General features: G+C 52.6%; 27 protein-coding genes. 15 read left to right on the forward strand and 12 right to left on the reverse strand.

All coding sequences use genetic code 11. The annotated features are described in order from the left end of the window. Positions 1 to 69: 69 nt before the first annotated feature. The 5 genes from appC to J4650_RS03785 all read left to right on the forward strand — a co-directional run bounded on the left by appC (position 70) and on the right by J4650_RS03785 (position 6,459). Positions 70 to 1,614 (forward strand): cytochrome bd-II oxidase subunit 1, encoded by a 1,545-nt coding sequence (appC, locus tag J4650_RS03765; protein WP_000263613.1) that lies wholly within the window; start codon positions 70 to 72, stop codon positions 1,612 to 1,614. Positions 1,615 to 1,625: 11 nt separating this feature from the next. After that, a complete protein-coding gene (appB, locus tag J4650_RS03770; RefSeq protein WP_000888118.1) occupies positions 1,626 to 2,762 on the forward strand; it encodes a cytochrome d ubiquinol oxidase subunit II in 1,137 nt (378 codons plus the stop codon). Between the two features lie 12 nt (positions 2,763 to 2,774). Then, on the forward strand, positions 2,775 to 2,864 hold the full coding sequence (gene cbdX, locus J4650_RS03775; RefSeq protein WP_000270301.1) for a cytochrome bd-II oxidase subunit CbdX: 90 nt from the start codon (positions 2,775 to 2,777) through the stop codon (positions 2,862 to 2,864). Positions 2,865 to 3,258: 394 nt separating this feature from the next. Further along, positions 3,259 to 4,533: a Glu/Leu/Phe/Val dehydrogenase gene (locus J4650_RS03780; RefSeq protein ID WP_023210510.1), complete on the forward strand. Its 1,275-nt coding sequence runs from the start codon at positions 3,259 to 3,261 to the stop codon at positions 4,531 to 4,533. Positions 4,534 to 4,746: 213 nt separating this feature from the next. Further along, positions 4,747 to 6,459 carry an alpha,alpha-trehalase gene (locus J4650_RS03785; RefSeq protein ID WP_023993318.1) on the forward strand — a complete coding sequence of 571 codons (1,713 nt, stop codon included), beginning with the start codon at positions 4,747 to 4,749 and terminating at the stop codon, positions 6,457 to 6,459. A 62-nt stretch (positions 6,460 to 6,521) separates the two neighbouring features. Here J4650_RS03785 and J4650_RS03790 read toward each other — a convergent pair whose 3' ends face one another. After that, entirely contained in the window at positions 6,522 to 6,776 is a 255-nt protein-coding gene (locus J4650_RS03790) for a GlsB/YeaQ/YmgE family stress response membrane protein (RefSeq protein ID WP_000511323.1), read from the reverse strand. Positions 6,777 to 6,944: 168 nt separating this feature from the next. On the opposite strand from J4650_RS03790, the gene ycgR reads away from it, so the two are divergent. Next, entirely contained in the window at positions 6,945 to 7,679 is a 735-nt protein-coding gene (gene ycgR, locus J4650_RS03795) for a flagellar brake protein YcgR (RefSeq protein WP_000017414.1), read from the forward strand. A gap of 13 nt (positions 7,680 to 7,692) precedes the next feature. Here the strand turns inward: ycgR and emtA are convergent, their stop codons facing one another. Next, on the reverse strand, positions 7,693 to 8,304 hold the full coding sequence (gene emtA / locus J4650_RS03800) for a membrane-bound lytic murein transglycosylase EmtA (RefSeq protein ID WP_000776974.1): 612 nt from the start codon (positions 8,302 to 8,304) through the stop codon (positions 7,693 to 7,695). 170 nt (positions 8,305 to 8,474) lie between these two features. Here emtA and ldcA point away from each other — a divergent pair, with 170 nt between their 5' ends. Further along, complete coding sequence (gene ldcA / locus J4650_RS03805) at positions 8,475 to 9,389, forward strand: muramoyltetrapeptide carboxypeptidase (protein WP_023993319.1); 915 nt, start codon at positions 8,475 to 8,477, stop codon at positions 9,387 to 9,389. Between the two features lie 96 nt (positions 9,390 to 9,485). Further along, positions 9,486 to 11,219, forward strand: a complete 1,734-nt coding sequence (locus J4650_RS03810; RefSeq protein ID WP_000338376.1) for a potassium/proton antiporter — start codon at positions 9,486 to 9,488, stop codon at positions 11,217 to 11,219. Between the two features lie 61 nt (positions 11,220 to 11,280). Here J4650_RS03810 and dadX read toward each other — a convergent pair whose 3' ends face one another. After that, complete coding sequence (dadX, locus tag J4650_RS03815; protein WP_023993320.1) at positions 11,281 to 12,351, reverse strand: catabolic alanine racemase DadX; 1,071 nt, start codon at positions 12,349 to 12,351, stop codon at positions 11,281 to 11,283. A 13-nt stretch (positions 12,352 to 12,364) separates the two neighbouring features. Beyond that, on the reverse strand, positions 12,365 to 13,663 hold the full coding sequence (locus J4650_RS03820) for a D-amino acid dehydrogenase (RefSeq protein WP_001266938.1): 1,299 nt from the start codon (positions 13,661 to 13,663) through the stop codon (positions 12,365 to 12,367). A gap of 322 nt (positions 13,664 to 13,985) precedes the next feature. Here J4650_RS03820 and J4650_RS03825 point away from each other — a divergent pair, with 322 nt between their 5' ends. Further along, positions 13,986 to 15,518 (forward strand): SpoVR family protein, encoded by a 1,533-nt coding sequence (locus J4650_RS03825; protein ID WP_020839290.1) that lies wholly within the window; start codon positions 13,986 to 13,988, stop codon positions 15,516 to 15,518. Between the two features lie 46 nt (positions 15,519 to 15,564). Here the strand turns inward: J4650_RS03825 and fadR are convergent, their stop codons facing one another. Further along, complete coding sequence (fadR, locus tag J4650_RS03830; protein ID WP_000234826.1) at positions 15,565 to 16,284, reverse strand: fatty acid metabolism transcriptional regulator FadR; 720 nt, start codon at positions 16,282 to 16,284, stop codon at positions 15,565 to 15,567. A gap of 219 nt (positions 16,285 to 16,503) precedes the next feature. On the opposite strand from fadR, the gene nhaB reads away from it, so the two are divergent. The 3 genes from nhaB (at position 16,504) to J4650_RS03845 (ending at position 19,170) form a co-directional block, all read left to right on the forward strand. After that, on the forward strand, positions 16,504 to 18,048 hold the full coding sequence (nhaB, locus tag J4650_RS03835; RefSeq protein ID WP_000406446.1) for a Na(+)/H(+) antiporter NhaB: 1,545 nt from the start codon (positions 16,504 to 16,506) through the stop codon (positions 18,046 to 18,048). Between the two features lie 141 nt (positions 18,049 to 18,189). Further along, positions 18,190 to 18,720 (forward strand): disulfide bond formation protein DsbB, encoded by a 531-nt coding sequence (gene dsbB, locus J4650_RS03840; RefSeq protein ID WP_000943475.1) that lies wholly within the window; start codon positions 18,190 to 18,192, stop codon positions 18,718 to 18,720. Between the two features lie 108 nt (positions 18,721 to 18,828). Further along, a complete protein-coding gene (locus tag J4650_RS03845; protein WP_000018967.1) occupies positions 18,829 to 19,170 on the forward strand; it encodes a DUF1971 domain-containing protein in 342 nt (113 codons plus the stop codon). A gap of 71 nt (positions 19,171 to 19,241) precedes the next feature. Here the strand turns inward: J4650_RS03845 and J4650_RS03850 are convergent, their stop codons facing one another. The 5 genes from J4650_RS03850 to J4650_RS03870 form a co-directional block, all read right to left on the reverse strand. Next, positions 19,242 to 19,415: an addiction module toxin, GnsA/GnsB family gene (locus J4650_RS03850; protein WP_001083583.1), complete on the reverse strand. Its 174-nt coding sequence runs from the start codon at positions 19,413 to 19,415 to the stop codon at positions 19,242 to 19,244. 192 nt (positions 19,416 to 19,607) lie between these two features. Beyond that, the gene (locus tag J4650_RS03855; protein WP_001519337.1) at positions 19,608 to 19,745 is read right to left on the reverse strand and encodes a hypothetical protein; all 138 of its coding nucleotides are present in this window, start codon (positions 19,743 to 19,745) and stop codon (positions 19,608 to 19,610) included. A gap of 351 nt (positions 19,746 to 20,096) precedes the next feature. Then, positions 20,097 to 20,543 carry a YcgN family cysteine cluster protein gene (locus tag J4650_RS03860; protein ID WP_001285703.1) on the reverse strand — a complete coding sequence of 149 codons (447 nt, stop codon included), beginning with the start codon at positions 20,541 to 20,543 and terminating at the stop codon, positions 20,097 to 20,099. Positions 20,544 to 20,635: 92 nt separating this feature from the next. Next, positions 20,636 to 21,295 carry a fumarylacetoacetate hydrolase family protein gene (locus J4650_RS03865; protein ID WP_124234947.1) on the reverse strand — a complete coding sequence of 220 codons (660 nt, stop codon included), beginning with the start codon at positions 21,293 to 21,295 and terminating at the stop codon, positions 20,636 to 20,638. Between the two features lie 49 nt (positions 21,296 to 21,344). Then, positions 21,345 to 21,638 (reverse strand): YcgL domain-containing protein, encoded by a 294-nt coding sequence (locus J4650_RS03870; RefSeq protein WP_001525604.1) that lies wholly within the window; start codon positions 21,636 to 21,638, stop codon positions 21,345 to 21,347. A gap of 125 nt (positions 21,639 to 21,763) precedes the next feature. Here J4650_RS03870 and minC point away from each other — a divergent pair, with 125 nt between their 5' ends. From minC to minE, 3 genes are read left to right on the forward strand one after another with little or no spacing between them, the layout of a single operon-like run. Next, positions 21,764 to 22,471, forward strand: coding sequence for a septum site-determining protein MinC (gene minC, locus J4650_RS03875; RefSeq protein WP_000072527.1), 708 nt, complete (start codon positions 21,764 to 21,766; stop codon positions 22,469 to 22,471). A gap of 23 nt (positions 22,472 to 22,494) precedes the next feature. After that, the gene (minD, locus tag J4650_RS03880) at positions 22,495 to 23,307 is read left to right on the forward strand and encodes a septum site-determining protein MinD (protein WP_000101047.1); all 813 of its coding nucleotides are present in this window, start codon (positions 22,495 to 22,497) and stop codon (positions 23,305 to 23,307) included. A 3-nt stretch (positions 23,308 to 23,310) separates the two neighbouring features. Then, positions 23,311 to 23,577, forward strand: coding sequence for a cell division topological specificity factor MinE (gene minE / locus J4650_RS03885; protein WP_001185666.1), 267 nt, complete (start codon positions 23,311 to 23,313; stop codon positions 23,575 to 23,577). Positions 23,578 to 23,698: 121 nt separating this feature from the next. Here the strand turns inward: minE and rnd are convergent, their stop codons facing one another. Continuing rightward, positions 23,699 to 24,826 (reverse strand): ribonuclease D, encoded by a 1,128-nt coding sequence (gene rnd / locus J4650_RS03890; RefSeq protein ID WP_001109124.1) that lies wholly within the window; start codon positions 24,824 to 24,826, stop codon positions 23,699 to 23,701. Between the two features lie 72 nt (positions 24,827 to 24,898). Continuing rightward, positions 24,899 to 26,584, reverse strand: coding sequence for a long-chain-fatty-acid--CoA ligase FadD (gene fadD, locus J4650_RS03895; RefSeq protein WP_001532413.1), 1,686 nt, complete (start codon positions 26,582 to 26,584; stop codon positions 24,899 to 24,901). Positions 26,585 to 26,731 lie beyond the last annotated feature (147 nt).

Raw genomic sequence — 26,731 nt, forward strand, 5'->3', positions numbered from 1 at the left:
TCAACAGGAACGTCACCGGAGTCCGGTACTGATTAGCTTTTTACTCTCTTTCTGCCTACAGGAGTTAGCATGTGGGATGTCATTGACTTATCGCGCTGGCAGTTTGCGCTGACCGCGCTGTATCACTTTTTATTTGTTCCTCTTACGCTTGGGCTGATTTTTTTGCTGGCCGTCATGGAGACGATCTATGTGGTGACGGGGAAAACCGTCTACCGCGATATGACGCGTTTCTGGGGCAAGCTCTTCGGGATCAATTTTGCTCTCGGTGTGGCTACCGGCCTGACCATGGAGTTTCAGTTCGGGACTAACTGGTCGCTCTATTCCAACTATGTGGGCGATATCTTCGGCGCGCCGCTGGCGATGGAAGCGTTACTGGCCTTTTTTCTCGAATCCACTTTTGTCGGTCTGTTCTTTTTCGGCTGGCAGCGGCTGAATAAATACCAACACCTGCTGGTCACCTGGCTGGTGGCCTTCGGCTCCAATATTTCAGCATTATGGATTCTGAATGCCAATGGCTGGATGCAGTATCCTACCGGCGCTCATTTCAACATCGATACGTTACGGATGGAAATGAGCAGCTTCAGCGATCTGGTCTTTAACCCGGTGAGCCAGGTGAAATTCGTCCATACCGTCATGTCCGGTTATGTCACCGGCGCCATGTTTATTATGTCTATCAGCGCCTGGTATCTGCTACGTGGCCGCGAGCGTGAGGTGGCCTTGCGCTCGTTTGCTATCGGCTCAGTATTCGGCACCCTGGCCATTCTGGGAACCCTGCAACTGGGGGACAGTTCGGCCTACGAGGTCGCCCAAATTCAGCCGGTGAAACTGGCGGCGATGGAAGGCGAATGGCAAACCGAACCCGCGCCCGCGCCGTTTCATCTGATTGCCTGGCCGCAGCAGGAACAGGAGCGTAATGCGTTTGCCGTGAAGATCCCTGCTCTGCTGGGTATTCTGGCCACCCATTCGCTGGATACGCCGGTTCCGGGGTTAAAAAACCTGATGGACGACGCTCTGCCGCGCCTGAAGCGTGGCCGGGAGGCCTGGCTACTCATGCAGGAGATAGCGCAAGGCAATCGCTCGCCGCAGGTACTGAATGCGTTTCACGCCGTTGAGGGCGATCTGGGGTACGGCATTCTGCTGGCGAAATATGCCCCGGATATGAACCATGTGACGCCGGAGCAGTATCGTGCGGCCCAGCGTGGCGCTATTCCTCAGGTGGCGCCGGTGTTCTGGAGTTTCCGTATTATGGTCGGCTGCGGTTCGCTGCTGTTAGTGGTGATGTTGATTGCGTTGATACAGACGCTGCGAATGCGTATCGACCAGCATCGCTGGGTATTGCGTATGACGCTCTGGAGCCTGCCGTTACCGTGGATTGCCATTGAAGCCGGTTGGTTTATGACGGAGTTTGGCCGTCAGCCCTGGGCGATTCAGGACATTCTGCCGACCTGGTACGCTCACTCCGCGCTGACGCCGGGCCAGTTGGCCTTCTCAATGGGGCTTATCCTCGGACTTTACACCCTGTTTTTAATCGCGGAAGTCTATCTGATGCAGAAGTACGCGCGTCTTGGGCCGAGCGCCATGCAACATCAACAACAAGCGCAACAACAGGGATAAAGGAGACAATCATGTTGGATTATGAAACGTTGCGGTTCATTTGGTGGCTGCTGATCGGCGTCATCCTGGTGGCATTTATGGTAACTGACGGGTTTGATATGGGTGTCGGTTGCCTGCTCCCGCTGATAGCGCGCAACGATGACGAACGCCGGGTATTGATCAATAGCGTCGGCGCCCACTGGGAAGGAAACCAGGTATGGTTGATTCTCGCGGGCGGGGCATTATTCGCCGCCTGGCCACGGGTCTATGCCGCCGCGTTTTCCGGTTTTTATGTGGCGATGATCCTGGTGCTGTGTGCCCTCTTCTTTCGCCCGCTGGCCTTTGATTATCGGGGTAAAATCGCCAATGCCCGCTGGCGCGCGCTGTGGGATACCGGTCTGGTTATCGGCAGCCTGGTTCCCCCAGTCGTATTCGGCATCGCGTTCGGCAACCTGTTTTTAGGCGTGCCGTTTGCCTTCACGCCGCAGCTTCATGTTAACTATTTTGGCACCTTCTGGCAGTTACTCTCGCCCTTTGCCCTACTGTGTGGATTATTGAGTCTGTCGTTGGTGATTATGCAAGGAGGCGTCTGGTTACAGTTGAAAACGGAGGGCGTTATTCGTCAACGGGCTCTGTCGGCCACCCGCCACAGCGCGCTGCTGATCGTGATCTGCTTCCTGCTGGCCGGTTACTGGCTGTGGGCCGGCGTTGATGGCTTTGTCTTACTCACGCAGGATGCCAACGGCCCTTCCAATCCGCTCTTAAAAGGCGTGGCGATACTCCCTGGCGCATGGATGAACCACTTTATACGCTCGCCGCTACTGCTCATCATCCCGTTGCTCGGTATGATCCTGCCGATTCTGGCTTTCTATGCCTGCCTTCGCGGTCAGACTATTCGTGGATTTCTGTTCGCTTCCCTGACCCAGGCCTGCGTCATCTTTACCGCCGGCATAACGCTATTTCCTTTTGTGATGCCGTCGAGTGTTAGTCCTCTCTCCAGCCTGACGGTGTGGGACAGCACCTCCAGCCAGATGACGCTCGAAATCATGCTGGTGATTGTGCTGATTTTTCTGCCAATCGTACTGCTCTATACGCTGTGGAGCTATTACAAAATGTTGGGGCGTATCAACCTGGAGACCCTCCGCCGCAACGATCATGAACTTTATTAGGGAGCGGGAGCGATGTGGTATTTACTGTGGTTTGTCGGCATTCTGCTGATGTGCTCACTGTCGACACTGGCGCTGGTATGGCTTGAGTCGCGTCAACAATAAAGAGGTAAACCGGGGCCAGCGCCATCTGACTCCGGTTATTTTTATCTTTTTACGCGCCTGGCGAAGACGTTTCCCCGCCGACAGGACGACATAACATTGATACATGTCGTTATCATAATGTTTACTTTTAGAGGTGCGTCATAATTATGACAAATAGCCGTCTTGCACATATCACGCATATTTAAGCAATTAATTGCATAATTAGCGATATATCACCTCTTATAGCGGATAGTTAACCACTTCTCATCCAAAAACATAACGAAAATCCAACTGCCTGCCATTTTTGATCTGAGTTAATTGTTTAAAAAAGTGTTAAATTTATCGCTACATGGTGTGATCTACTATGTACCACGGTCAATTAAAGAACATATTACTTTTATCACTAAGGTTTATCATGGATAAGTTATCTTACGCTTCAGATAGCAGCACATCTGCCTGGAATACCTACCTGCAACAAATCGAGCGTGTGGCCCCTTATCTGGGCGAGTTATCCCCCTGGGTGGATACTCTGCGCCACCCAAAACGCGCTCTGATCGTCGATATTCCGGTACAAATGGATGATGGCACTATTCGTCATTTCGAAGGATATCGCGTGCAGCACAACCTCTCCCGAGGTCCGGGTAAAGGCGGAGTTCGCTACCATCCTGACGTTGATCTCAATGAAGTGATGGCCCTGTCAGCATGGATGACCATCAAATGTGCCGCGCTGAACCTGCCGTACGGCGGCGCCAAAGGCGGCATCCGCGTCGATCCGTTCTCGCTGTCGGAAGGTGAACTGGAGCGTTTGACCCGCCGCTATACCAGCGAGATCGGCATTATCATCGGGCCGCAGAAAGATATTCCTGCGCCGGATGTCGGCACCAACGGTAAAGTGATGGCCTGGATGATGGATACGTATTCCATGAATCATGGCACGACGATCACTGGCGTCGTTACCGGTAAGCCTATCCATCTTGGCGGTTCGCTGGGCCGTGAAAAAGCGACGGGGCGCGGCGTTTTCGTCAGCGGACTGGAAGCCGCGCGTCGGGCGAATATCGCCGTTGAAGGCGCTCGCGTTGCGGTTCAGGGTTTTGGTAACGTCGGCAGCGAAGCCGCGCGTCTGTTTGCAGGCGCTGGCGCCCGTGTCGTGGCGATTCAGGATCATACCGCGACGCTGTTTAACGCCACCGGTATTGACATGAAGGCGCTCACGGCATGGCAGACAGAACACAAACAGATAGCCGGTTTCCCGGGTGCGGAAACTATCGCCAGCGATGCGTTCTGGCGTCTGGAGATGGATATTCTGATCCCGGCGGCGCTTGAAGGCCAGATAACTCGTCAGCGCGCGGAAGCCCTGACGTGTAAGCTGGTGCTGGAAGGGGCTAACGGCCCGACCTATCCGGATGCTGATGATGTTCTGGCCAGCCGTGGTATCCTTGTGGTGCCTGACGTGGTCTGTAACGCAGGCGGCGTAACCGTCAGCTACTTCGAATGGGTCCAAGATATGGCCAGCTTCTTCTGGAGCGAAGAAGAGATCAACGCGCGCATGGACAAAATCATGACCGACGCGATCGTCCATGTCTGGGAGAAAGCGACTGAGAAATCCTGTTCTCTGCGCACCGCAGCCTATATTGTCGCCTGTGAGCGCATTCTGTTGGCCCGTAAAGATCGCGGTATCTATCCAGGTTAAGGCGACAAATCATTGCGCTAAAATCCACGTCCCGGCGTGGATTTTTTGTCTGTATACCCCGTTTTCCACGCGCGCGCCGATAAATTCTGTCTCAATAAAATGTCTGTTTGTTCGCAAAATAGCGGTTCAATCACGCGTATCTGGTCATCGTAGACTAAGGTTTTGTCATGGTAAATGCCGTTGGCTTTGGCTCACCGCTAAGGAGATAACTTGATGATACCCCCAGAGATTCGCCGTTCTGTTCTACTGCAGAAAGCCATAAAACTGGCGCTGGCAGGGACGCTGCTGACGTTTGCATCGTTTTCGGCGACTGCCGCAGACCCGTCTTCCGACACTGAAACTCCGCAGCCGCCGGATATTTTGCTTGGCCCGCTCTTTAATGATGTCCAGAATGCAAAACTCTTCCCCGATCAGAAAACCTTTGCTGACGCCATACCTAATAGCGATCCGCTCATGATTCTTGCGGATTATCGTATGCAGCGGAACCAGTCCGGCTTCGATTTGCGTCATTTTGTTGATGTTAACTTCACCCTGCCGAAAGCGGGTGAAAAATATGTCCCGCCGGCCGGCCAGTCATTGCGTGAACATATTGATGGCCTGTGGCCGGTGCTGACCCGTTCAACTAAAAACGTCGAAAAGTGGGACTCGCTCTTGCCGTTGCCTGAATCCTATGTCGTACCGGGTGGGCGATTCAGAGAGATTTACTACTGGGACAGCTACTTTACGATGCTGGGGCTGGCGGAAAGCGAGCACTGGGATAAGGTGGCGGATATGGTGGCGAACTTTGGTTACGAAATTGACGCCTGGGGGCATATTCCTAACGGCAACCGTACCTACTACCTGAGTCGTTCGCAGCCGCCTTTCTTTGCGTTTATGGTTGAGTTACTGGCGCAACATGAAGGTGACGATGCGCTGAAAGAATACCTGCCGCAACTGCAAAAAGAGTACGCCTACTGGATGGAGGGCGTTGAGACATTGCAGCCAGGGCAACAAAACCAACGCGTCGTCAAACTGGAAGACGGCAGCGTTCTCAACCGCTACTGGGACGATCGGGATACGCCCCGCCCTGAATCCTGGGTTGAAGATATCGCTACCGCCAAAAGCAACCCCAACCGCCCGGCAACGGAGATCTATCGAGACCTCCGTTCTGCTGCCGCCTCCGGCTGGGATTTCAGCTCCCGCTGGATGGATAATCCGCAGCAGCTCAGTACCATTCGTACCACCACTATTGCCCCTGTCGATCTTAACGCTCTGCTGTATCAACTGGAGAAAACCCTCGCCCGCGCCAGCGCTGCGGCGGGCGATCGGGCCAAAGCCTCGCACTATGACGCGCTGGCCAACGCGCGGCAAAAAGCCATTGAAATGCATCTGTGGAATAACAAAGAGGGTTGGTATGCCGACTACGATCTGAAGAACAATAAAATCCGTGACCAACTCACCGCTGCCGCGCTGTTCCCGCTCTATGTAAACGCCGCCGCGAAAGATCGCGCCGCGAAAGTGGCGGCGGCGGCCCAGGCGCATCTGCTACAGCCTGGCGGGCTGGCTACCACCTCGGTTAAAAGCGGACAGCAATGGGATGCGCCAAACGGCTGGGCGCCGTTACAATGGGTCGCTGCCGAAGGATTGCAAAATTATGGGCAGGATGACGTGGCAATGGAAGTCACCTGGCGCTTTTTAACCAATGTGCAGCACACCTACGATCGCGAGAAAAAACTGGTCGAAAAATATGATGTCAGCAGCACCGGAACCGGCGGTGGCGGCGGCGAATATCCACTTCAGGACGGCTTTGGCTGGACCAACGGCGTGACGCTGAAAATGCTCGATCTGATTTGTCCGCAGGAAAAACCGTGCGATAGCGTACCGTCTACTCGTCCGGCATCGTTAAGCGCAACGCCGACAAAAACGCCGTCTGCAGCGACGCAGTAACGCGTGTTTATAGTAGGTTGACCCGGCGCTGACCGGGTCAACGCTTAAACGTTTTGCAGCGGTTAGCCGCGTCGCAGAAGGCGAAAAATCACCAGCACCACAATCGCGCCCACCACGGCGACCAGGAAACTGTGCAGATTAAAGCCGCTGATACTGCCGCCAATACCAAACATCGTCGCCAGCCATCCGCCAACGACCGCCCCGACGATACCGAGAATACAGGTCAGGATAAATCCCCCGCCATCGCGCCCCGGCATAAGCAATTTGGCGATAACGCCGGCAATCAAACCAAAAACAATCCAGGCGATAATTCCCATTTGCAAACCCTCTTTCCAGTAAAAACGTTTTAAGTATAGGCAAAGTCGAGCGTCGCATTTCTGAACACTGATTTATCTCGCGGACATAAAAATTTATTTATCGCTATTAAGTTCTTTCTACCGATGCCGATAACCCAACGATAGTCTGCGTATCAGGGGTTATTTCGTGTGAGTGGTTACAATGAGCAGTTCCTGAAAAAAAATCCATTAGCGATATTAGGCGTGCTACGGGATTTAAATAAAAATCAGGTTCCACTGCGTATTTCATGGGCGCATGGTCAATTCATCAGTAAAATTTTGGCGGTAGACCCGGAAAAACTCATCGTGGATTACGGCAGCCAGGAATATGAAAATAGCGCCGTATTACGTGCCGGGCAGGTAGCCATTATCGCAGAAACGCAGGGCGCAAAAGTCGAGTTCACGTTGCCGCAACTCGTTACAGGCGAATATCAGCGGCTGCCGGCCTTTATCACGCCCCTGCCGTCGTCACTGTGGTTTGTCCAGCGCCGGGAGTATTTTCGTATTGGCGCGCCGCTGTATCCGCCTTATTACGGCGTCACCACGCTACCGGACACCCGTACGTTACGTTTTCGCCTGTTTGATCTTTCCCTGGGCGGCATGGGCGCGCTACTGGAATCCGCCATCCCCGACGGACTAATCGAAGGCGCGCGCTTTTCGCAGGTTGAACTGAACATGGGGCCATGGGGGATTTTTCACGTTGACGCCCAGCTTATCGCCATCAGCGAGCGTAAGGTGATTGATGGGAAAAATGAAACGATCACCACTCCCCGCCTGAGCTTTCGTTTCCTTAACGTTAGCCCGGCGGTGGAGCGGGAGTTGCAGCGGATTATTTTTTCGCTTGAGCGCGAGGCCCGAGAAAGGGCGAATAAAGTGCGAGAATAATCTTCACGCTAAACTACATGGCGTCCAGCGCCTGCTGAAGCTTCCAGATATAGCGCGGCGCCTGCGGCGCGGGATGATTATCAACAACATGCTCAAAAAACTCGTCCGCATCCAGATCGTTAATTTTTTCTATCGCCTTCTTCCTGTCGGATGAAAAAGTACGCAATAACGCGCCTGCGCCGTTAGCATAAGAGACGACCAGCGCATATTGCATCACCTGCGGATCTTTGATGCCGGCCAGCGGCCCATTTTCCAGAATGCTCAGATACGCCGCGCCCATTGAGATGTTACGCTCAGGGTTTTTCAGCTCGCTGGTGGTCGGTTCGCCACGCCAGCCCATACGACGGTAAACGTCGCGCCCGGAGGTCGACGCCTTTAACTGCATCAGGCCAATCGCATTGGATTTACTGACCGCGTTAGGGTTGCCGCCGGATTCAATGGCGATAATCGCGGTGATTAAATGCGGATCAACCCCCCATGCCGCCCCGGCTTTTTCACTGATGGGCATCCACTGCATCGCACGCTTTACAGGCACTTCGGCATTCCACGGCGGATTCCTGTAATCCTGTTTTGAGCTACAGCCAGCCAGTATTACTACCAAAAAAGCAAACCATCTTAATTTCACGTCATCTATCCTTATAGCCGTAACTTATCTGCCGAAGAGGTCATACCGCCCCGGCCAGGCACTTAGGTTGCCTCCCTGGTGCGCATCCAGAAACGTCGCACAACGAGGGACATCGCCTAATATATGCGGCATGATATACATTTGCATTCTATTGTCAGCAAGGAATTACCATGTCTCTGTTTCATTTAATCGCCCCCTCGGGCTACTGTATTAACCAACAGGCCGCGTTACGCGGCGTTCAGCGCCTGACTGACGCGGGTCATCAGGTGGAGAATGACGAGGTGATTCGTCGCCGCTATCAGCGTTTTGCCGGTACGGACTCGGAACGGCTGGCCGATGTTAATTCGCTGGCCTCGCTAACTTCGCCGGATACGATCGTCATGCCGGTTCGCGGCGGCTATGGCGCCAGCCGCTTGCTGGATCGTATCGACTGGCAGGCGCTCGCCTCCCGGCAACAGTGCGATCCCTTACTGATTTGCGGTCATAGCGATTTTACGGCGATTCAGGCTGGACTCCTGGCGCAGGCCAATGTCATCACCTTTAGCGGTCCTATGCTGGCGGCAAATTTTGGCGCCGAAACGCTGAATACGTTCACCGAGCAACATTTCTGGCTGGCGCTACGCAAGGCGCAATTTACCGTAGAGTGGCAAGGCGACGGCCCTCAGTGCGACGTACAAGGCACCTTATGGGGCGGAAATCTGGCGATGTTGATTTCCCTTATCGGTACGCCCTGGATGCCGACTATCGATAAAGGAATTTTAGTGCTGGAAGATGTCAATGAGCATCCTTTCCGGGTGGAGCGTATGCTTTTGCAACTGGAGTACGCCGGAATTTTAAACCGCCAGAGCGCCATCGTTCTCGGCAGCTTTAGCGGCGCGGCGCCCAACGAGTATGACGCCGGCTATTCTCTGGAGAGCGTCTACGCGTTTTTACGTTCCCGTCTGTCCGTTCCGCTGATTACCGGTCTCGACTTCGGGCATGAACAGCGTACGGTGACGCTCCCTATCGGGGCAAACGCGACGCTTAAAAATACGCGCCAGGGGACTCAACTCACTTTATCTGGCCATCCTACGCTGCAATTGTAAAAAAAGTCCCCGACAGGCTAAGTAAAACGCTGCCCTGGCCGTTATTATGTTAATGTTAAATAATACGAAGTCGTGTGAGTCAGGAGATATAAAACGTTGGATGCTGCAACAATTATTAGTCTATTTATTTTAGGTTCCATCCTTGTAACCAGCAGTATCCTGTTAAGTTCATTCTCATCGCGACTGGGTATCCCGATTCTGGTCATTTTTCTCGCCATTGGGATGTTAGCGGGTGTGGATGGCATTGGCGGTATTCCTTTCGATAATTATCCTTTCGCTTATATGGTCAGTAACCTGGCGCTGGCGATTATTTTACTCGATGGCGGCATGCGCACCCAGGCCAGCTCTTTCCGGGTAGCGCTGGGCCCCGCGCTGTCGCTGGCGACGCTCGGCGTACTAATCACGTCGGGGTTAACAGGTATGATGGCCGCCTGGCTGTTTCATCTGGATCTTATCGAAGGTCTGCTTATCGGCGCGATAGTCGGTTCCACTGACGCCGCAGCGGTCTTTTCTCTGCTTGGCGGCAAAGGGCTAAACGAACGTGTAGGCTCCACGCTGGAGATCGAATCGGGAAGTAACGACCCGATGGCCGTTTTTCTGACCATTACATTAATTGAGATGATCCAGAAGCATGAAACCGGCCTGGACTGGATGTTTGCCGTCCATATTATCCAACAGTTCGGTCTCGGTATTGTTTTTGGCCTGGGCGGCGGTTACCTGCTACAGCAGATGATCAACCGTATTTCTCTGCCCAGCGGCCTGTATCCGATGCTGGCGCTCAGCGGCGGTATTCTGATTTTTGCTTTGACGACCGCGCTTGAAGGCAGCGGCATTCTCGCGGTCTATTTGTGCGGATTCCTGTTAGGAAACCGCCCGATTCGCAACCGTTACGGCATCCTGCAAAACTTTGACGGACTAGCCTGGCTGGCGCAGATCGCGATGTTCCTGGTTCTGGGGCTGCTGGTGACGCCTTCCGATCTGTGGCCGATTGCCGTCCCTGCGCTTATTCTCTCCATCTGGATGATTTTCTTCGCCCGCCCACTGTCGGTGTTTACCGGCCTGCTGCCATTTCGCGGCTTCAATCTTCGGGAGCGCATTTTCATCAGTTGGGTCGGACTGCGCGGCGCGGTGCCGATTATTCTCGCCGTTTTCCCGATGATGGCCGGGCTTGAAAACGCTCGCCTGTTCTTTAATGTCGCTTTCTTTGTGGTACTGGTGTCGCTGCTTCTGCAGGGAACATCGCTGTCATGGGCGGCGAAAAGAGCCAAAGTGGTCGTGCCTCCGGTTGGCTGGCCAGTATCGCGCGTGGGGCTTGACATCCATCCTGATAATCCGTGGGAGCAATTCATTTATCAGTTGAGCGCCGACAAATGGTGCGTCGGCGCGGCGTTGCGCGACCTGCATATGCCGAACGAAACCCGCATTGCCGCGCTATTTCGCAATAATGAACTGTTTCACCCCACGGGTAGCACTCGCCTGCAGGAAGGCGACGTACTCTGCGTGATTGGCCGGGAGCGCGATCTGCCAGCGCTGGGCAAATTGTTTAGCCAGTCGCCGCCGGTTTCGTTAGATCAGCGTTTCTTTGGCGATTTTATCCTCGAAGCGAATGCGAAATTCGCCGACGTGGCGCTTATCTACGGGCTGGAAGAAGGAACGGAATACCGGGATAAACAACAAACTCTGGGTGAAATCATACAGCAGCTGCTGGGCGCTGCGCCGGTCGTTGGCGATCAGGTGGAGTTTGGCGGCATGATTTGGACGGTAGCTGAAAAAGAAGATAACGTGGTACGCAAGATTGGGGTACGCGTCGCCGAAGACGAAGCAGAATAAGGTCGCCGGACAACGTCGACCCGCCCCCGGTGGACCGGTCGACGCCTTAGCCTGAGTTAGGTTACGTTGTCACAAACGGCACGCGCGGCGCTACGGCGCACAGTAGCTCATAGCCCAGCGTGCCTGCCGCAGAGGCGACATCATCGACCTTAATTTCTTTGCCCCATAATTCAACCGGCGTGCCGATTCCCGCCTGCGGACACGGCGTCAAATCCACCGCCAGCATATCCATTGAAACGGTGCCTACTGTTCTGGTACGGATACCGTCCACCAGCACGGGCGTCCCGGTCGGCGCATGGCGTGGATAGCCATCGGCATAACCCGCCGCGACGATGCCAATGCGTTGTTCCTGAGTAACAGAATACCCTCCGCCATAGCCTACCCTTTCACCAACGCTCAGCGTCTGCACGCCAATAATTTCGCTACTCAGCGTCATCACGGGTTTTAGTCCGGTATCGGCAATATCCCGCCACTGTCCTGACGGCGACGCGCCGTACAAAATAATGCCCGGCCTGACCCAGTCATAATGCGCCTGGGGATGCCACAGCGTCGCTGCCGAATTTGATAACGAGTATGAACATTGAAGGCCTTCCGTCGCCAGCGCAATACGCCTCATCGCCTCCCCGATACCTTCCGGATGATCGGCCTGAGCAAAATGTGACATCAGGGTCATTTCACCGACATTGCGCATTGCCCGCAATTGCTGCCAGACGGTCTGCGCCCGCTCAGGCTGAAAACCGAGTCGGTTCATGCCGCTGTTGACTTTGACATAGATATCCAGCGGCGCGTTAAGCCGCGCATTTTGCAGCGCTTTCAACTGCCAGTTACTGTGGATGCAGGTGGTCAGCCGATAAGTGTCATACGCCTCCAGGTCTTGCGCATGGAAAAACCCCTCCAGCATCAATATCGGCCCTTTCCACCCGCGCTCACGCAGGGTAATCGCCTCTTCAAGGTTGAGCATAGCGAAACCATCTGTGGCGCCCAGCGCGCTCCAGACGCGTTCAATACCGTGGCCGTAGGCGTTGGCTTTCACTACCGACCAGACGCGCGCCTCCGGGGCCGCCCGGCGCACAATAGCCAAATTTTGTTTCATTACCTGTAAATCAAGGCTGGCCTGTATAGGGCGGGTCATTTCACTTCCTTTATCAGTTATGCGCGCTATGCAAACGTTGCGGGCGGGTGGGCGTAAAATCGGAACGGTATCGCGCCACGCTCAGATCGTCGTAGGGTATCGCTGGCGTACGACCCGACAAGATATCGCTTAACAACTGGCCTGAACCGCAGGCCATCGTCCAGCCTAACGTGCCGTGTCCAGTATTAAGCCACAGATTTTTATAACGGGTACGTCCGACTACCGGCGTGCCGTCCGGCGTCATGGGGCGCAGGCCGGTCCAGAATGTGGCCTGCTCAATATGACCGCCGCGCGGAAAGAGATCGCGCACAACCATCTCCAGCGTCTCGCGGCGCGGTTGCAGTAAGTCGGTATTAAAGCCCACGATTTCCGCCATTCCCCCCACGCGAATACGCTTATCAAAACGCGTAATAGCGATTTTGTAGGTTTCATCAAGAATCGTCGATACCGGCGCGCCGTCTGGCTCGACGATTGGGATGGTTAATGAATAGCCTTTCAGCGGATACACCGGGATATCAACAATGCCTTTAAGCATCGCCGTCGAATACGATCCAAACGCCATAACATACGCATCTGCTTTAATGATCTCATCGGCGCATTTCACGCCGTAAATCTGATCATTTTCGTACAGTAATTTTTCCACGGGAGTATTAAAGCGAAAGGTTACGCCCGCCTGCTCCGCCATGCGCGCCAGACGCTGGGTAAAGAGCTGACAGTCCCCGGTTTCATCATTCGGTAAGCGCAGTCCGCCGGTTAATTTATGCGCAACTTCAGCCAGAGCGGGTTCAACTTCCGCCAGTCGGCTGGATTCCAGGAGCTGATACGGCACCCCGGCATCTTCCAGCACGGCGATATCACGGGTGGCGTTCTCATACTGTTGCGCGGTGCGGAAGAGTTGTAGCGTTCCCCCCTGGCGGCCTTCATATTCGATACCGGTCGCGGCGCGTAGCGTTTTCAGACAGTCGCGACTATATTCCGCCAGGCGCACCATGCGGCCTTTATTTTCCATATAATGCCGGGTATCGCAGTTACGCAGCATTTGCCACATCCACTTCAGTTGAAACGGGGTGCCATCCAGACGCACCGCCAGCGGCGCATGGCGCTGGAACATCCATTTTATCGCCTTCAGCGGTACGCCAGGGGCCGCCCAGGGCGCCGCATATCCCGGTGAAATTTGTCCGGCATTCGCCGCGCTGGTTTCTTGCGCCGGGCCGGATTCGCGATCGATGACGGTGACATCATGCCCCGCCTGACTCAAATACCAGGCGCTGGTCACGCCAACTACGCCACTCCCCAGGATGACAACTCGCATAGCCACTCCGTTAATAGTAAAAGAACAATCTTCTGATTACATCTTGATAACCCAGATGAAAATATTATTCAACATATGACTTTTTTATGGTGACGTGCTTCACATATACCCTAAAGACAAGCGATCCCACTGGTTTGGGATCTCCTGCTACGCGGCATGGCTATACAGCATAAAATGATGCCAATACCCGATTTTTTGCCGTTCAATGTGGAGGAAATCGCAAAGAAAAGTTTTCACGATCAAGTCGTTTTTTAACATGGTGTTCTATGCTTGAAAGGAGGCGCTCCATACAGAGAGCGTCGCCAACAATGAGGGTGCGCGAATGGCAACGATTGATTCCATGAACAAGGACACCACACGTTTGAGCGATGGACCCGACTGGACATTTGATCTGCTGGATGTCTATCTGGCAGAGATAGACCGCGTGGCGAAGCTCTACCAACTGGATACTTACCCGCACCAAATTGAAGTCATCACTTCCGAACAGATGATGGACGCCTACTCCAGCGTCGGGATGCCGATCAATTATCCGCACTGGTCGTTTGGCAAAAAGTTCATTGAGACGGAACGTCTGTATAAGCATGGTCAACAAGGACTGGCTTATGAAATTGTGATCAACTCTAATCCCTGCATTGCCTACCTGATGGAAGAGAACACCATCACCATGCAAGCGCTGGTCATGGCGCACGCCTGTTACGGCCACAACTCCTTTTTTAAAAATAATTATCTCTTCCGGAGCTGGACGGATGCCAGCTCTATCGTCGACTACCTGATTTTCGCCCGAAATTACATTACCCGCTGTGAAGAACGCTACGGAGTGGATGAAGTAGAAAAACTGCTCGACTCCTGCCACGCGCTGATGAATTACGGCGTCGATCGCTATAAGCGCCCGCAGAAAATCTCGTTGCAGGAAGAGAAAGCGCGACAAAAAAGCCGGGAAGAGTATCTACAAAGCCAGGTGAATATGCTGTGGCGCACGCTGCCAAAACGCGAGGAAGAAAAAACTGTCACCGAAGCACGCCGCTTTCCCGCTGAACCGCAGGAAAACCTGCTCTATTTTATGGAGAAAAACGCCCCGTTGCTCGAGCCGTGGCAGCGCGAAATTCTGCGCATCGTGCGTAAAGTCAGCCAGTATTTTTATCCGCAGAAACAGACGCAGGTCATGAACGAGGGCTGGGCGACCTTCTGGCACTACACCATCCTGAACCATCTGTATGATGAAGGCAAAGTGACGGAACGCTTTATGCTGGAGTTTTTACACAGCCATACCAATGTCGTATTTCAGCCGCCCTATAATAGCCCCTGGTATAGCGGAATTAACCCCTATGCGCTCGGCTTTGCCATGTTCCAGGATATCAAACGTATTTGTCAGTCGCCCACGGATGAAGATAAATACTGGTTTCCGGATATTGCCGGTTCCGACTGGCTGGAAACGCTGCACTTCGCCATGCGCGATTTTAAAGATGAAAGCTTTATCAGCCAGTTCCTGTCGCCAAAAGTGATGCGTGATTTCCGTTTCTTCACGGTACTTGATGATGACAGGCATAATTATCTGGAGATCTCCGCCATTCATAACGAAGAAGGTTATCGGGAGATTCGATCAAAACTGTCGTCACAGTATAACCTGAGCAACCTGGAGCCGAATATTCAGGTCTGGAATGTGGATTTACGCGGCGACAGATCGCTGACGTTGCGTTATATCCCGCATAACCGCGCGCCGCTGGATAAAGGCCGCAAAGAGGTGCTGAAACATGTGCATCGGTTATGGGGCTTTGATGTGATGCTGGAGCAACAAAATGAGGATGGCAGCGTAGAACTGCTGGAACGTTGTCCGCCGCGCATGAACACGCTGTAATCGAGATGCTGCCCGGTAGTGTTTGCGTCTACCGGGCATCGCGGGATTATCGTCCCTGAATCGCTAAATCGCCGGGCAGATTTTTCTGCATCCGATGCCAAATCTCGCCGCTGTCATGCCCATAACGCCGCACCGTTTCATACACCTGGTCGTGCGCGCCCTGCTCGCATAACGACGATAATTTATGATAGAAACCCAGTGCCAGACTGCGCGCTTCCGGATTGGCGAAATAGTGGCGACCAATGCGGGTGTATAACCCTTTCATGCCGTTCAGGATCAAGCCGTAAATAGGATTGCCGGAGGCGAATGCCAGACCACGAAAGATGTTATAGTCCAGATCGGCGAATGCATCGGCATGGTCGGCCACTTCGTGGGCAGTGGCCAGCACTTCCTGCGCCTTATCCGGGTGTTGACGCAATGCGGTACGAATAAAGATAGTAGAAATATTGGTACGCACCGACAACAAATTGTCGATCAGTTGCGGAACGCTTTCATGATCAAGGCGGGCCAGCGTTTCAAGGATATTCAGCCCTGACGTTTCCCAAAAATTATTAACCTTTGTCGGTTTGCCATGCTGAATGGTCAGCCAGCCATCTCGCGCCAGCCGCTGTAACACCTCGCGTAATGTCGTGCGCGTCACGCCGATCAGTTCGGAGAGTTCTCGTTCTGCCGGTAAGATCGTGCCAGGAGGAAAGCGGTTATTCCAGATACTTTCAATAATATACTCTTCCGCGAAACCCGCCGGGCTCTGCGCCTTAATGACCATAGTGAGATTTCCATTACACAGCAAAACATAGTTGTACTCATCATACCAGACGGGCGTAACACCTGATAGCGGACGCAATGAAGAAAAAGGGGATCAAGGCACCATTTCTGATATCGCCTGCCAATATCGTTAAGGACTTGCTTGCATTCGTCGCGCTCGCTACTCTCTGTGTTTAAACATAAAAACGCTATTTCATTTTTCTAGGTAAGGAAAAATTTCATGGAGATCTCATGGGGTCGCGCCATGTGGCGCAACTTTTTAGGCCAGTCGCCCGACTGGTACAAACTGGCACTACTTGTCTTTTTAATTGTTAACCCATTCATTTTCTTAGCTAATCCCTTTGTTGCCGGTTGGCTGCTGGTGGCAGAGTTTATCTTCACTCTGGCGATGGCGTTAAAGTGTTACCCCCTGCTGCCCGGCGGGTTACTGGCCATTGAAGCCGTCATCATCGGTATGACCAGCGCCGCCCATGTACGTGAAGAGGTTGCCGCCAACCTGGAAGTCTTGCTGCTGCTGATGTTTATGGTGGCAGGCATCTACTTTATGAAGCAGTTATTGCTGTTTATTTTTACCCGTCTGTTACTCAGTATCCGCTCGAAGATGGTTCTGTCGCTGGCCTTTTGCGTCGCCGCCGCGTTCTTGTCGGCTTTCCTTGACGCGCTTACCGTCGTTGCGGTGGTGATCAGCGTCGCCGTCGGTTTTTACGGGATTTACCATCGTGTGGCCTCATCGCGCGGCGAAGAGAACGATATGCTGGACGACAGCCATATCGATCCGCATTACAAAACGGTGCTGGAGCAATTCCGCGGATTCTTACGTAGCCTGATGATGCATGCGGGCGTGGGGACGGCGCTGGGCGGCGTCATGACCATGGTCGGGGAGCCGCAAAACCTGATCATCGCTAAAGCGGCTGGCTGGCATTTCGGCGACTTCTTTTTGCGGATGTCGCCTGTCACCGTCCCGGTACTGGTATGTGGACTGTTAACCTGTATGCTGGTCGAGAAAATGCGCTGGTTTGGCTATGGCGAAACGTTGCCCGAAAAAGTCCGCGACGTCTTGCAGCAATTCGACGATCAAAGCCGTAAGAAGCGCACCCGCCAGGATAAAATTAAACTAATAGTCCAGGCGGTTATTGGCGTCTGGCTGGTTACCGCCCTCGCCCTCCATCTCGCGGAGGTGGGACTGATTGGTCTGTCGGTCATTATTCTGGCCACCGCGTTAACGGGTGTCACCGATGAACACGCCATCGGCAAAGCGTTTACCGAGTCGCTGCCGTTTACTGCGCTGTTAACCGTTTTCTTCTCCATTGTGGCGGTTATTATCGATCAACATCTTTTCGCGCCGATTATTCAGTTCGTCTTGCAAGCCTCTGAACACGCGCAGCTAACGCTGTTCTATCTCTTTAACGGCCTGTTGTCTTCCATCTCAGATAACGTCTTTGTCGGCACCATTTATATCAACGAAGCGAAGGCGGCAATGGAAAACGGCGCTATCAGCTTAAAACAGTTTGAGCTGTTAGCTGTGGCCATCAATACCGGTACTAACCTGCCATCGGTAGCGACGCCAAATGGTCAGGCGGCATTCTTATTCCTGCTGACCTCCGCGCTGGCGCCGTTAATCCGTCTCTCCTATGGCCGTATGGTCTGGATGGCGTTACCGTACACTATCGTACTGACCCTGATAGGGCTACTGTGCGTCGAATTCACTCTTGCGCCGGCCACCGAATGGATGACTCAGGCAGGATGGTTAGCAACGCTTTCGTAACGTTTGGCCGGGCAATACACCGCCCGGCTCCGATTTTTGCCTGATAATTATCCAATTACACATTATTTCATTTCCCGCTAGTGGCGCACGAATTGAATTGGTTTACACTGCGGTCTCTACGCATGTTGCAGGGAAATTATTATGTTGCGATTTTTAAACCAGTGCTCACGGGGTCGGGGCGCATGGTTACTGATGGCGTTTACCGCCCTGGCGCTGGAAATGGTGGCGCTGTGGTTCCAGCACGTCATGTTACTTAAACCTTGCGTGCTATGTATTTACGAACGTTGCGCCCTGTTTGGCGTGATGGGCGCGGGTCTGGTCGGCGCAATAGCGCCGAAAACGCCGCTGCGATACGTGGCAATGGTTATCTGGATTTACAGCGCCTGGCGGGGTCTACAACTGGCGTATGAACATACGATGATTCAGTTGCATCCCTCGCCGTTCATGACCTGTGACTTTATGGCGCGCTTTCCAGACTGGTTACCGTTGGGTAAATGGCTACCGCAGGTGTTTGTGGCATCCGGTGATTGCGCCGAGCGCCAGTGGTCGTTTTTAACGCTGGAGATGCCGCAATGGCTGTTGGGGATCTTTGCCGCTTACCTTGTGGTGGCGATAGCCGTCGTCATAGCCCAGGCATTTAAGCCTAAAAAACGCGACCTGTTCGGTCGTTGATACACACGCTCCTTCGTGAGCGTTTTTTTTGCCCGAAGCGTTGTTTGCCAGTGATTAAAAGGTGTATATTAAATACACCTTTTAATCACCACATCAGGGAGATGTCTTATGTCCCACTTACGCATCCCGGCAAACTGGAAAGTTAAACGCTCTACCCCCTTTTTCACCAAAGAGAATGTTCCGGCGGCACTGCTCTCTCATCACAACACAGCGGCAGGCGTTTTCGGACAACTCTGCGTGATGGAAGGCACCGTGACCTACTATGGTTTTGCGAATGAAACCGCGACAGAACCAGAAGTGAAAGTGGTGATTAATGCCGGGCAATTCGCCACCAGTCCGCCGCAATACTGGCATCGGGTAGAGCTGAGCGATGATGCGCGGTTCAACATTCATTTTTGGGTAGAGGAAGACCATCAGGGCGAGGAAATGTATCAACAGAAAAAAGCCTGACATCGGTAAACCAGTCACCACTGGGCGGCGTCCCGCCCAGTAGCCAGGTGATTAATGGCGCTAATTAAACGCTAGAGTAGTTTAATTTTAACGTGGTATCCCTCAAGCCCTTTCATCGTTTCTCGCGGCACGAACTCTATTTCGGAAACCTCTTGCCCGGTTTTCTTCCGTAGTTCGGCAACCTTTTTGCTAATGAGTGCCGCGATTTCCTCTTCTGCTTTATGTGTCAACTCTTCGCTGTTCATTGATTTCCTCCTTTGAACTCGCAAACGGCTAAGCGCAATAAGACAGTGTCGTCATGGACGCGCTACTATTTTAACGTACAAAAAATTATAGGCTATCTTTCTGAGAGTTATCAGGATGTTTCACTTTGAAAGATGCAAAAAAACCGCCTGGCACAGGAGCTGCATCAGGCGGTTGGTTAATAGCACAAGTCGCTATCTACGAGGATCTTCAACCTCATTCTGGGTATCCGGGTCGAGAGGATCGTCTCCCTCTGGCGTATCCGGAATATTTTCACCAGGAAGCGGCTCATCCTCTGGTAATGGATCGACTAAATCAGGACGTTCAGACATAAAGCCTCCAACGAACCATAGTTATTAAAGATACCCTACAGCACTACTTTTGGTTTTTCTTTGGATTTTTTCCTTCGTCTTCGGGTGTCTTATCAGGCTTCCTGGGCTGATCCTTTGAAACGCGCAACGGTTGGTTATTCATGGGGTAACTCCTCAGGATAGGCAGCGATATACTGCTTTGAAAGTATAGAGTCGCCACCATACGTGCGCGAGCGCAGCGACAAGGCGCGTCAGGGAGGAGTAGAAGGCAGTGATAACGCCAGGTGACGGAATTTGCACGCAATTCCTGATTTCAGGGGTCGCCCGGCGTAAATTAAAGAATTGTAAACAATCAGCCGTTTTGCCGAAGACTTATTCTGCCCACGACGGTTTATTTAAAATATGATCCTGCCAGTCCCGTACTTCAGATTCTTTAACCGCGATATGACGGACAGAAATTCGCTCGCCATGCATAGCGGCTTTCGATCCAGTCAGCAGCGGATGCCACGTCGGCAAGGGCTTACCTTCCGCCAACAAACGGTAGGCGCAGGTCATCGGCAACCATTCAAAGTCTGGCAAGTTTTCGCGAGTGAGTTTGATACAGTCGGGTTCAAATTCAAAACGGCGTTCATAATGACGGCACTGGCACGTTTTGATATTTAATTGCCTGCACGCCACGTTGGTGAAGTAGATTTCATCTGTATCTTCATCCATCAGCTTATGCAGGCAGCATTGACCGCAGCCATCGCACAGCGACTCCCACTCGGCATCGGTCATTTCATCCAGGGTTTTACGTTGCCAGAAAGGTGTATCGCTCATTAAAGTATCCGCCATTGCACTAAAGCTGCACCTTATAACCAGTCTGGCCTGCAGATGCAAGTTTTACCGCCGCTGAAGGCGGCAAGCAGATTTTACAGAACGCGGGTAGACAACGTTTCGCCATTAAAACGAATGTCCAGCTCATCGCCGCTTAATAATGGCCCCACGCCTGCCGGCGTGCCGGTTAGCACCACGTCCCCGGCTTTGAGCGTAAAATAGCGGCTCATATAGGCGATAAGGGGCACAATAGGATGAATCATATCCGCGGTCGACCCTTGCTGGCGAACCTCGCCATTAACGTTAAGTCCGATAACCGTATTTTGCGGATCGCCGCAGAAGGCCGCGACAGGGAAGAAGCCTGAAATCGGACATGCGTTATCAAAACCTTTGGCTTTTTCCCAGGGCTGCCCGGCCTTTTTCATTTTCCCTTGAATATCGCGCAGGGTTAAATCAAGCGCCACGCCATAACCGGCTATCGCTTTACGTACATGATCTTCGGTCGCCTGGCGGAGCGTTGCGCCAATCAGCACGGCAAGTTCAACTTCATGATGAACAGCGCCCATATCCGCCGGAATCGCCAGCGGCTGGCGAATATCACACAATGCGGTTTCCGGCTTGATAAAAAGCACGGGTTCTTCCGGCGTCGCACTGCCCATCTCCTTGATGTGATTTGCGTAATTACTGCCCACGCAGACCACTTTACTTACCGGGTAATCAAGCAAGGCACCTTGCCAGTTACGATGTTGATACATATTTTCCCCTAAGATCATGATGGAATTCAGGCGCGGCGCCGAATACCGTTTAACGGTCAGCGGGCGACGTATTTTGTCCCACCGAAGAAAGATGTTGTTTCAGCAAATCTTCCGGCGGCGGCGGCAATTGTAAATAATAGCCCTGCTCGCTTAACGCCTGTTTTACTTTTTCGAGCTCGGCATTGACTAATTTTTTACGTCCATCAAGCGGCAGCATCATCGCTAACTGCGGCTGACCGAATCCTTTCATCAACGCTTCAGGCACCCGCGAAAAATCGTCTTTTTTTTCGACATACAAATAGGTTTGATCGCGCTTGCTACTTCTATAGATCACACAAAACATACTTTTACTCTGAATTAACGGGATGGTGACTTGCCTCAATATAATACTGACTATAACATGCCTTCTGGACTTCGGAATATCACTCCGTATCGGAGATGATAAATAGCAAATTGAGTAAGGCCAGGATGTCAAACACGCCAATCGAGCTTAAAGGCAGTAGCTTCACCTTATCAGTGGTTCATTTGCATGAAGCGGAACCAGAGGTTATTCGTCAGGCGTTAGAAGACAAAATAGCGCAGGCTCCTGCGTTTTTAAAACACGCCCCTGTCGTTATTAACGTTAGCGGTCTTGAAAGCCCGGTAAACTGGCCGGAACTGCATAAGATCGTGACCTCAACCGGCTTACGCATTATCGGCGTGAGCGGCTGTAAAGACGCCAGCCTGAAAGTAGAAATCGATCGGATGGGTCTTCCTTTACTGACTGAAGGTAAAGAGAAAGCGGTTCGGCCTGCGCCCGTTGAGCCGGCAACGCCCAGCGAACCGCCGCAAAACGCTAATCCCATCACAAAAACGCGATTAATTGATGTTCCGGTTCGTTCCGGTCAGCGCATTTATGCTCCACAATGTGATCTGATTGTTACAAGTCACGTCAGCGCTGGCGCAGAGCTTATCGCTGACGGCAATATCCATGTCTATGGCATGATGAGAGGTCGCGCGCTGGCAGGAGCGAGCGGCGATCGGGAAGCGCAAATTTTTTGTACCCATCTGACGGCAGAACTGGTCTCTATCGCAGGTGTTTACTGGCTGAGTGATAAAATCCCGGCAGAATTTTATGGCAAAGCGGCGCGCCTGCGTTTAGCAGACAACGCTTTGACAGTTCAACCGTTGAATTGATCCCTTTTTAACAAGGAATTTTTATGGCACGCATTATTGTTGTTACTTCGGGTAAAGGGGGCGTTGGCAAGACCACCTCCAGCGCGGCCATCGCTACAGGTTTGGCCCAGAAGGGAAAGAAAACTGTCGTCATTGATTTTGATATCGGACTGCGTAACCTCGATCTGATTATGGGGTGCGAACGTCGTGTCGTTTACGATTTTGTAAACGTCATTCAGGGCGATGCGACACTGAATCAGGCGCTGATCAAAGATAAGCGTACTGAAAATCTCTTCATTCTTCCGGCGTCGCAGACCCGGGATAAAGACGCGCTAACGCGCGAAGGCGTCGCTAAGGTACTGGACTCACTGAAAGCGATGGACTTTGAGTTCATCGTTTGCGACTCGCCGGCGGGTATCGAAACCGGGGCGCTGATGGCGCTCTATTTTGCCGATGAAGCGATCATCACGACCAACCCGGAAGTCTCTTCTGTCCGTGACTCGGACCGTATTCTGGGTATTCTGGCATCGAAATCTCGTCGCGCAGAAAATGGCGAAGAACCGATTAAAGAACATCTCCTGTTGACGCGCTACAATCCAGGCCGCGTCAATAAAGGCGACATGCTCAGCATGGAAGATGTACTGGAGATTCTGCGTATTAAACTCGTCGGTGTGATCCCGGAAGATCAATCCGTACTGCGCGCATCGAACCAGGGCGAACCGGTGATTCTTGACGCCACTGCGGATGCGGGTAAAGCCTATGCAGATACCGTAGATCGTCTGTTGGGAGAAGAACGTCCTTTCCGCTTCATTGAAGAAGAGAAGAAAGGTTTCCTCAAACGCCTGTTCGGAGGATAAATTATGGCATTACTGGATTTTTTTCTCTCGCGGAAAAAGAGTACCGCTAATATTGCAAAAGAGCGGTTGCAAATCATTGTCGCGGAACGTCGCCGTAGCGATGCCGAACCGCATTATTTACCGCAGTTACGTAAAGATATTCTTGAGGTCATTTGTAAATACGTACAAATCGATCCGGAAATGGTTACCGTCCAGCTTGAGCAAAAAGATGGTGATATCTCCATCCTTGAACTTAACGTAACGTTGCCGGAAGCCGAAGAGTCAAAATAAGCTCTTTTATGGGAAAATTCCTGGATTAAAAAAGGCAGAAGAATCTGCCTTTTTTATTTTTTTACATTATTCCGGATACGGACATTTATTTCACTGGCCGTTTTCCCGGCAATTACCGCCGTTAACGCGGGTACTCCTGCAACAGAAGAGTTAACTTCTCCGCCATCAGTTCGGCGCGCCAGCCGGAAATCAATTCCGGTTGCCCATTTTGCGGTTTTAATTTCCAGTGCCAGTTAAGCAACTGATTAATCTGCCGACGCGATGCCAGTAGCTCGCCGCTGACGTGATGCGACGCGCTCACCTCCGCCACCAGCGCTTTGATGGCCTTAAACGCTTTGCGATAGCCCGGCATGTCCATCAGATTCAACAGGGGTTCCGGCAATGCCTCTTCCGGTAATGCCTGTGCTTTCGCCACCAGCGATATCAACGTCTTGCCGTGAAAACGAATCTCGCTGCCGGAAAGCCCCAGGCTATCCAGCTCACCGAGACTGCCCGGCATATAACGCGCGACCGCCCACAGGTTTTCTTCACGCACAACAAAGTTCACCGCCATATCGCGCTCACGCGCCTTACGCAGCCGCCAGTCAGCTAAAAGTTGCAGACAGGCTAACTGGCGGGTACGCAGTTGCCAGGCATTAGTGATATCCCGCCATGCTTCTTCCGGCGCCTGAATCTCCTGACGACGCTGCTGCATCAATCGGCATTCATCAAGCGCGGCAGGCAGCCATCCTGCGGCTTCAGTTTCAATCATCAGCTTTTTGGCGATCGGTAACAGATACCAGACATCCGCCGCCGCGTATTCACACTGACGTTCGCTTAAAGGCCGGGCTAACCAGTCGGTACGAGACTCGCTTTTATCCAGCGCCACGCCCGTATACTCTTCTACCATCGCCGCAAACCCCCACGACAGCGGACGCCCGCAAAACGCCGCCAGAATTTGCGTATCAATCAGGGGCTCCGGCAGTTCGCCAAACGCATTCAGAAATACTTCCAGATCTTCGCTACCCGCGTGCAGAAATTTGGTGATTCCCGTATCGCGCAACACCGCTTTTAACGGCGACCAGTCGCTGATGCCGAGCGGATCGATCAGGGCGACATTTGCCCCGTCAAATAACTGGATCAATCCTAACTGCGGGTAATAGGTGCGGGTACGGACAAATTCCGTATCTAAAGCAATAGCCGGACATGCGCGGACAGCCTCACACAGGCTCGCCAGCGCATCGTCCGTTTCAATCATTTGGTAATTCAAATCGTGTTCTCTTTGGTTCGCGCCAAAAAAAACGCCGGCTTAACCGGCGTCTCTCGTTAGCTGACTTAACGCTCAGGCTTTATTGTCTACTTTGCCACGGGCTTCGTCACGCAGTTCTCGTCGTAAAATTTTCCCAACGTTAGATTTTGGTAATTCCTCGCGAAACTCTACCTGTTTGGGCACCTTATATCCGGTCAGATGGCGACGGCAGAAGGTGATCAACGCATCGTCAGTCAATGCCGGATCTTTCTTAACCACAAAAAGCTTCACCGCTTCGCCGCTACTACCGGAAGGCACGCCAACCGCCGCGACTTCCTGCACGCCAGAATGCTGCATCACCACATCTTCAATTTCGTTTGGATAAACGTTGAAACCAGAAACCAGAATCATATCTTTCTTACGATCGACAATCCGCAGAAAGCCCTCTTCATCCATAACCGCAATATCGCCCGTATGCAGCCAGCCATCTTTAATGATTTCATCCGTCGCGTCAGGACGCTGCCAGTATCCCAGCATAACCTGCGGACCTTTCACGCAAAGCTCTCCGGCCTCACCCGGCGCGACTTCATTGTCATCGTCATCCACCAGTTTGGCTTCTGTTGACGGTACTGGCAGGCCGATACTGCCGCTGTGATAATCAATATCATGCGGGTTGACGCTCACCAGCGGGGCGCACTCGGTCAGCCCGTAGCCTTCCAGCAGGTATTGCCCGGTCAGCTTTACCCAACGTTCCGCAACGACGTTTTGCACCGGCATCCCGCCGCCGGCTGACAGATGCAGCGAAGAAAAATCCAGCTGTTGAAACTCTTTATTATTGAGCAGAGCGTTGAATAGCGTATTAACGCCAGTCATCGCCGTAAATGGATATTTCGCCAGCTCCTTGACCAGGCCGGGGATATCACGCGGATTGGTAATCAGCAGGTTTTGCCCACCCAGCTCGATAAAAAGCAGACAGTTCATAGTTAAGGCAAAAATGTGATACAGCGGCAGCGCGGTCACTACCAGCTCTTTCCCCGGGTGCAGCAGCGGCCCATAGGTCGCTTTCACCTGCTCCAGATTCGCCAGCATATTGCGGTGGGTCAACATCGCGCCTTTCGCCACGCCCGTCGTACCGCCGGTATATTGCAGGAAAGCCAGATCTTCAGCGACAACCTCGGGTTTGACATACTGCATACGGTAGCCATGCTGTAGCGCGCTGCGAAACGAGATCGCATCTGGCAAGTGGTATTTTGGCACCAGACGCTTGATGTATTTCACGACAAAGTTAACAACCGTACCTTTGGCGGTAGAAAGCTGGTCGCCCATCCGCGTCAGAATAACGTGCTGTACCGACGTTTTCTCGACCACTTTTTCCAGCGTATGGGCAAAGTTAGAAACAATAATGATTGCCGCCGCGCCGCTATCGTTAAGCTGATGCTCAAGTTCGCGCGGCGTGTAAAGCGGGTTAACGTTCACCACAATCATGCCGGCGCGTAAAATACCAAATAGCGCGACAGGATACTGCAACAGGTTTGGCATCATCAGCGCCACACGGTCGCCTTTTTTGAGTCCCAGCCCTTGTTGTAAATAAGCCGCAAATGCCCGACTACGTTCTTCTAATTTGCGGAAGGTCATTACCTCCCCCATATTGACGAACGCAGGCTGATCGGCATAGCGCGTCGCCGCATGTTCAAACAGTTCAACCAGGGATTGATAACGGTCAGGGTTGATCTCCGCCGGAACATCAGCAGGATAACGGTTAAGCCAAACCTTCTTCAATGCATCACCTCTAAAATGAGTGTTCGTCGTCATCACAACCCCAGTTAATAAACAAGTCGTTAACATTATATTAACTCAGCGTACCAGTTTATTAATTACGCAACTGAAAGGTTGCGAAGCGCGTCACTATTTATTTTTATTATGTCT

The organism is Salmonella sp. 32120201201600049SM (assembly GCF_017572835.1).
In the GTDB taxonomy this organism is placed as follows: Bacteria; Pseudomonadota; Gammaproteobacteria; order Enterobacterales; family Enterobacteriaceae; genus Salmonella; species Salmonella enterica.

What these genes read in the sequence shown, in the direction of transcription:
- appC (WP_000263613.1), top strand. Translation starts at nt 70, where the DNA reads ATGTGGGATGTCATTGACTTATCGCGCTGGCAGTTTGCGCTGACCGCG.
- appB (WP_000888118.1), top strand. Translation starts at nt 1,626, where the DNA reads ATGTTGGATTATGAAACGTTGCGGTTCATTTGGTGGCTGCTGATCGGC.
- cbdX (WP_000270301.1), top strand. Translation starts at nt 2,775, where the DNA reads ATGTGGTATTTACTGTGGTTTGTCGGCATTCTGCTGATGTGCTCACTG.
- J4650_RS03780 (WP_023210510.1), top strand. Translation starts at nt 3,259, where the DNA reads ATGGATAAGTTATCTTACGCTTCAGATAGCAGCACATCTGCCTGGAAT.
- J4650_RS03785 (WP_023993318.1), top strand. Translation starts at nt 4,747, where the DNA reads ATGATACCCCCAGAGATTCGCCGTTCTGTTCTACTGCAGAAAGCCATA.
- J4650_RS03790 (WP_000511323.1), bottom strand. Translation starts at nt 6,776, where the DNA reads ATGGGAATTATCGCCTGGATTGTTTTTGGTTTGATTGCCGGCGTTATC.
- ldcA (WP_023993319.1), top strand. Translation starts at nt 8,475, where the DNA reads ATGTCTCTGTTTCATTTAATCGCCCCCTCGGGCTACTGTATTAACCAA.
- dadX (WP_023993320.1), bottom strand. Translation starts at nt 12,351, where the DNA reads ATGACCCGCCCTATACAGGCCAGCCTTGATTTACAGGTAATGAAACAA.
- J4650_RS03820 (WP_001266938.1), bottom strand. Translation starts at nt 13,663, where the DNA reads ATGCGAGTTGTCATCCTGGGGAGTGGCGTAGTTGGCGTGACCAGCGCC.
- J4650_RS03825 (WP_020839290.1), top strand. Translation starts at nt 13,986, where the DNA reads ATGGCAACGATTGATTCCATGAACAAGGACACCACACGTTTGAGCGAT.
- fadR (WP_000234826.1), bottom strand. Translation starts at nt 16,284, where the DNA reads ATGGTCATTAAGGCGCAGAGCCCGGCGGGTTTCGCGGAAGAGTATATT.
- nhaB (WP_000406446.1), top strand. Translation starts at nt 16,504, where the DNA reads ATGGAGATCTCATGGGGTCGCGCCATGTGGCGCAACTTTTTAGGCCAG.
- dsbB (WP_000943475.1), top strand. Translation starts at nt 18,190, where the DNA reads ATGTTGCGATTTTTAAACCAGTGCTCACGGGGTCGGGGCGCATGGTTA.
- J4650_RS03845 (WP_000018967.1), top strand. Translation starts at nt 18,829, where the DNA reads ATGTCCCACTTACGCATCCCGGCAAACTGGAAAGTTAAACGCTCTACC.
- J4650_RS03850 (WP_001083583.1), bottom strand. Translation starts at nt 19,415, where the DNA reads ATGAACAGCGAAGAGTTGACACATAAAGCAGAAGAGGAAATCGCGGCA.
- J4650_RS03855 (WP_001519337.1), bottom strand. Translation starts at nt 19,745, where the DNA reads ATGTCTGAACGTCCTGATTTAGTCGATCCATTACCAGAGGATGAGCCG.
- J4650_RS03860 (WP_001285703.1), bottom strand. Translation starts at nt 20,543, where the DNA reads ATGAGCGATACACCTTTCTGGCAACGTAAAACCCTGGATGAAATGACC.
- J4650_RS03865 (WP_124234947.1), bottom strand. Translation starts at nt 21,295, where the DNA reads ATGTATCAACATCGTAACTGGCAAGGTGCCTTGCTTGATTACCCGGTA.
- J4650_RS03870 (WP_001525604.1), bottom strand. Translation starts at nt 21,638, where the DNA reads ATGTTTTGTGTGATCTATAGAAGTAGCAAGCGCGATCAAACCTATTTG.
- minC (WP_000072527.1), top strand. Translation starts at nt 21,764, where the DNA reads ATGTCAAACACGCCAATCGAGCTTAAAGGCAGTAGCTTCACCTTATCA.
- minD (WP_000101047.1), top strand. Translation starts at nt 22,495, where the DNA reads ATGGCACGCATTATTGTTGTTACTTCGGGTAAAGGGGGCGTTGGCAAG.
- minE (WP_001185666.1), top strand. Translation starts at nt 23,311, where the DNA reads ATGGCATTACTGGATTTTTTTCTCTCGCGGAAAAAGAGTACCGCTAAT.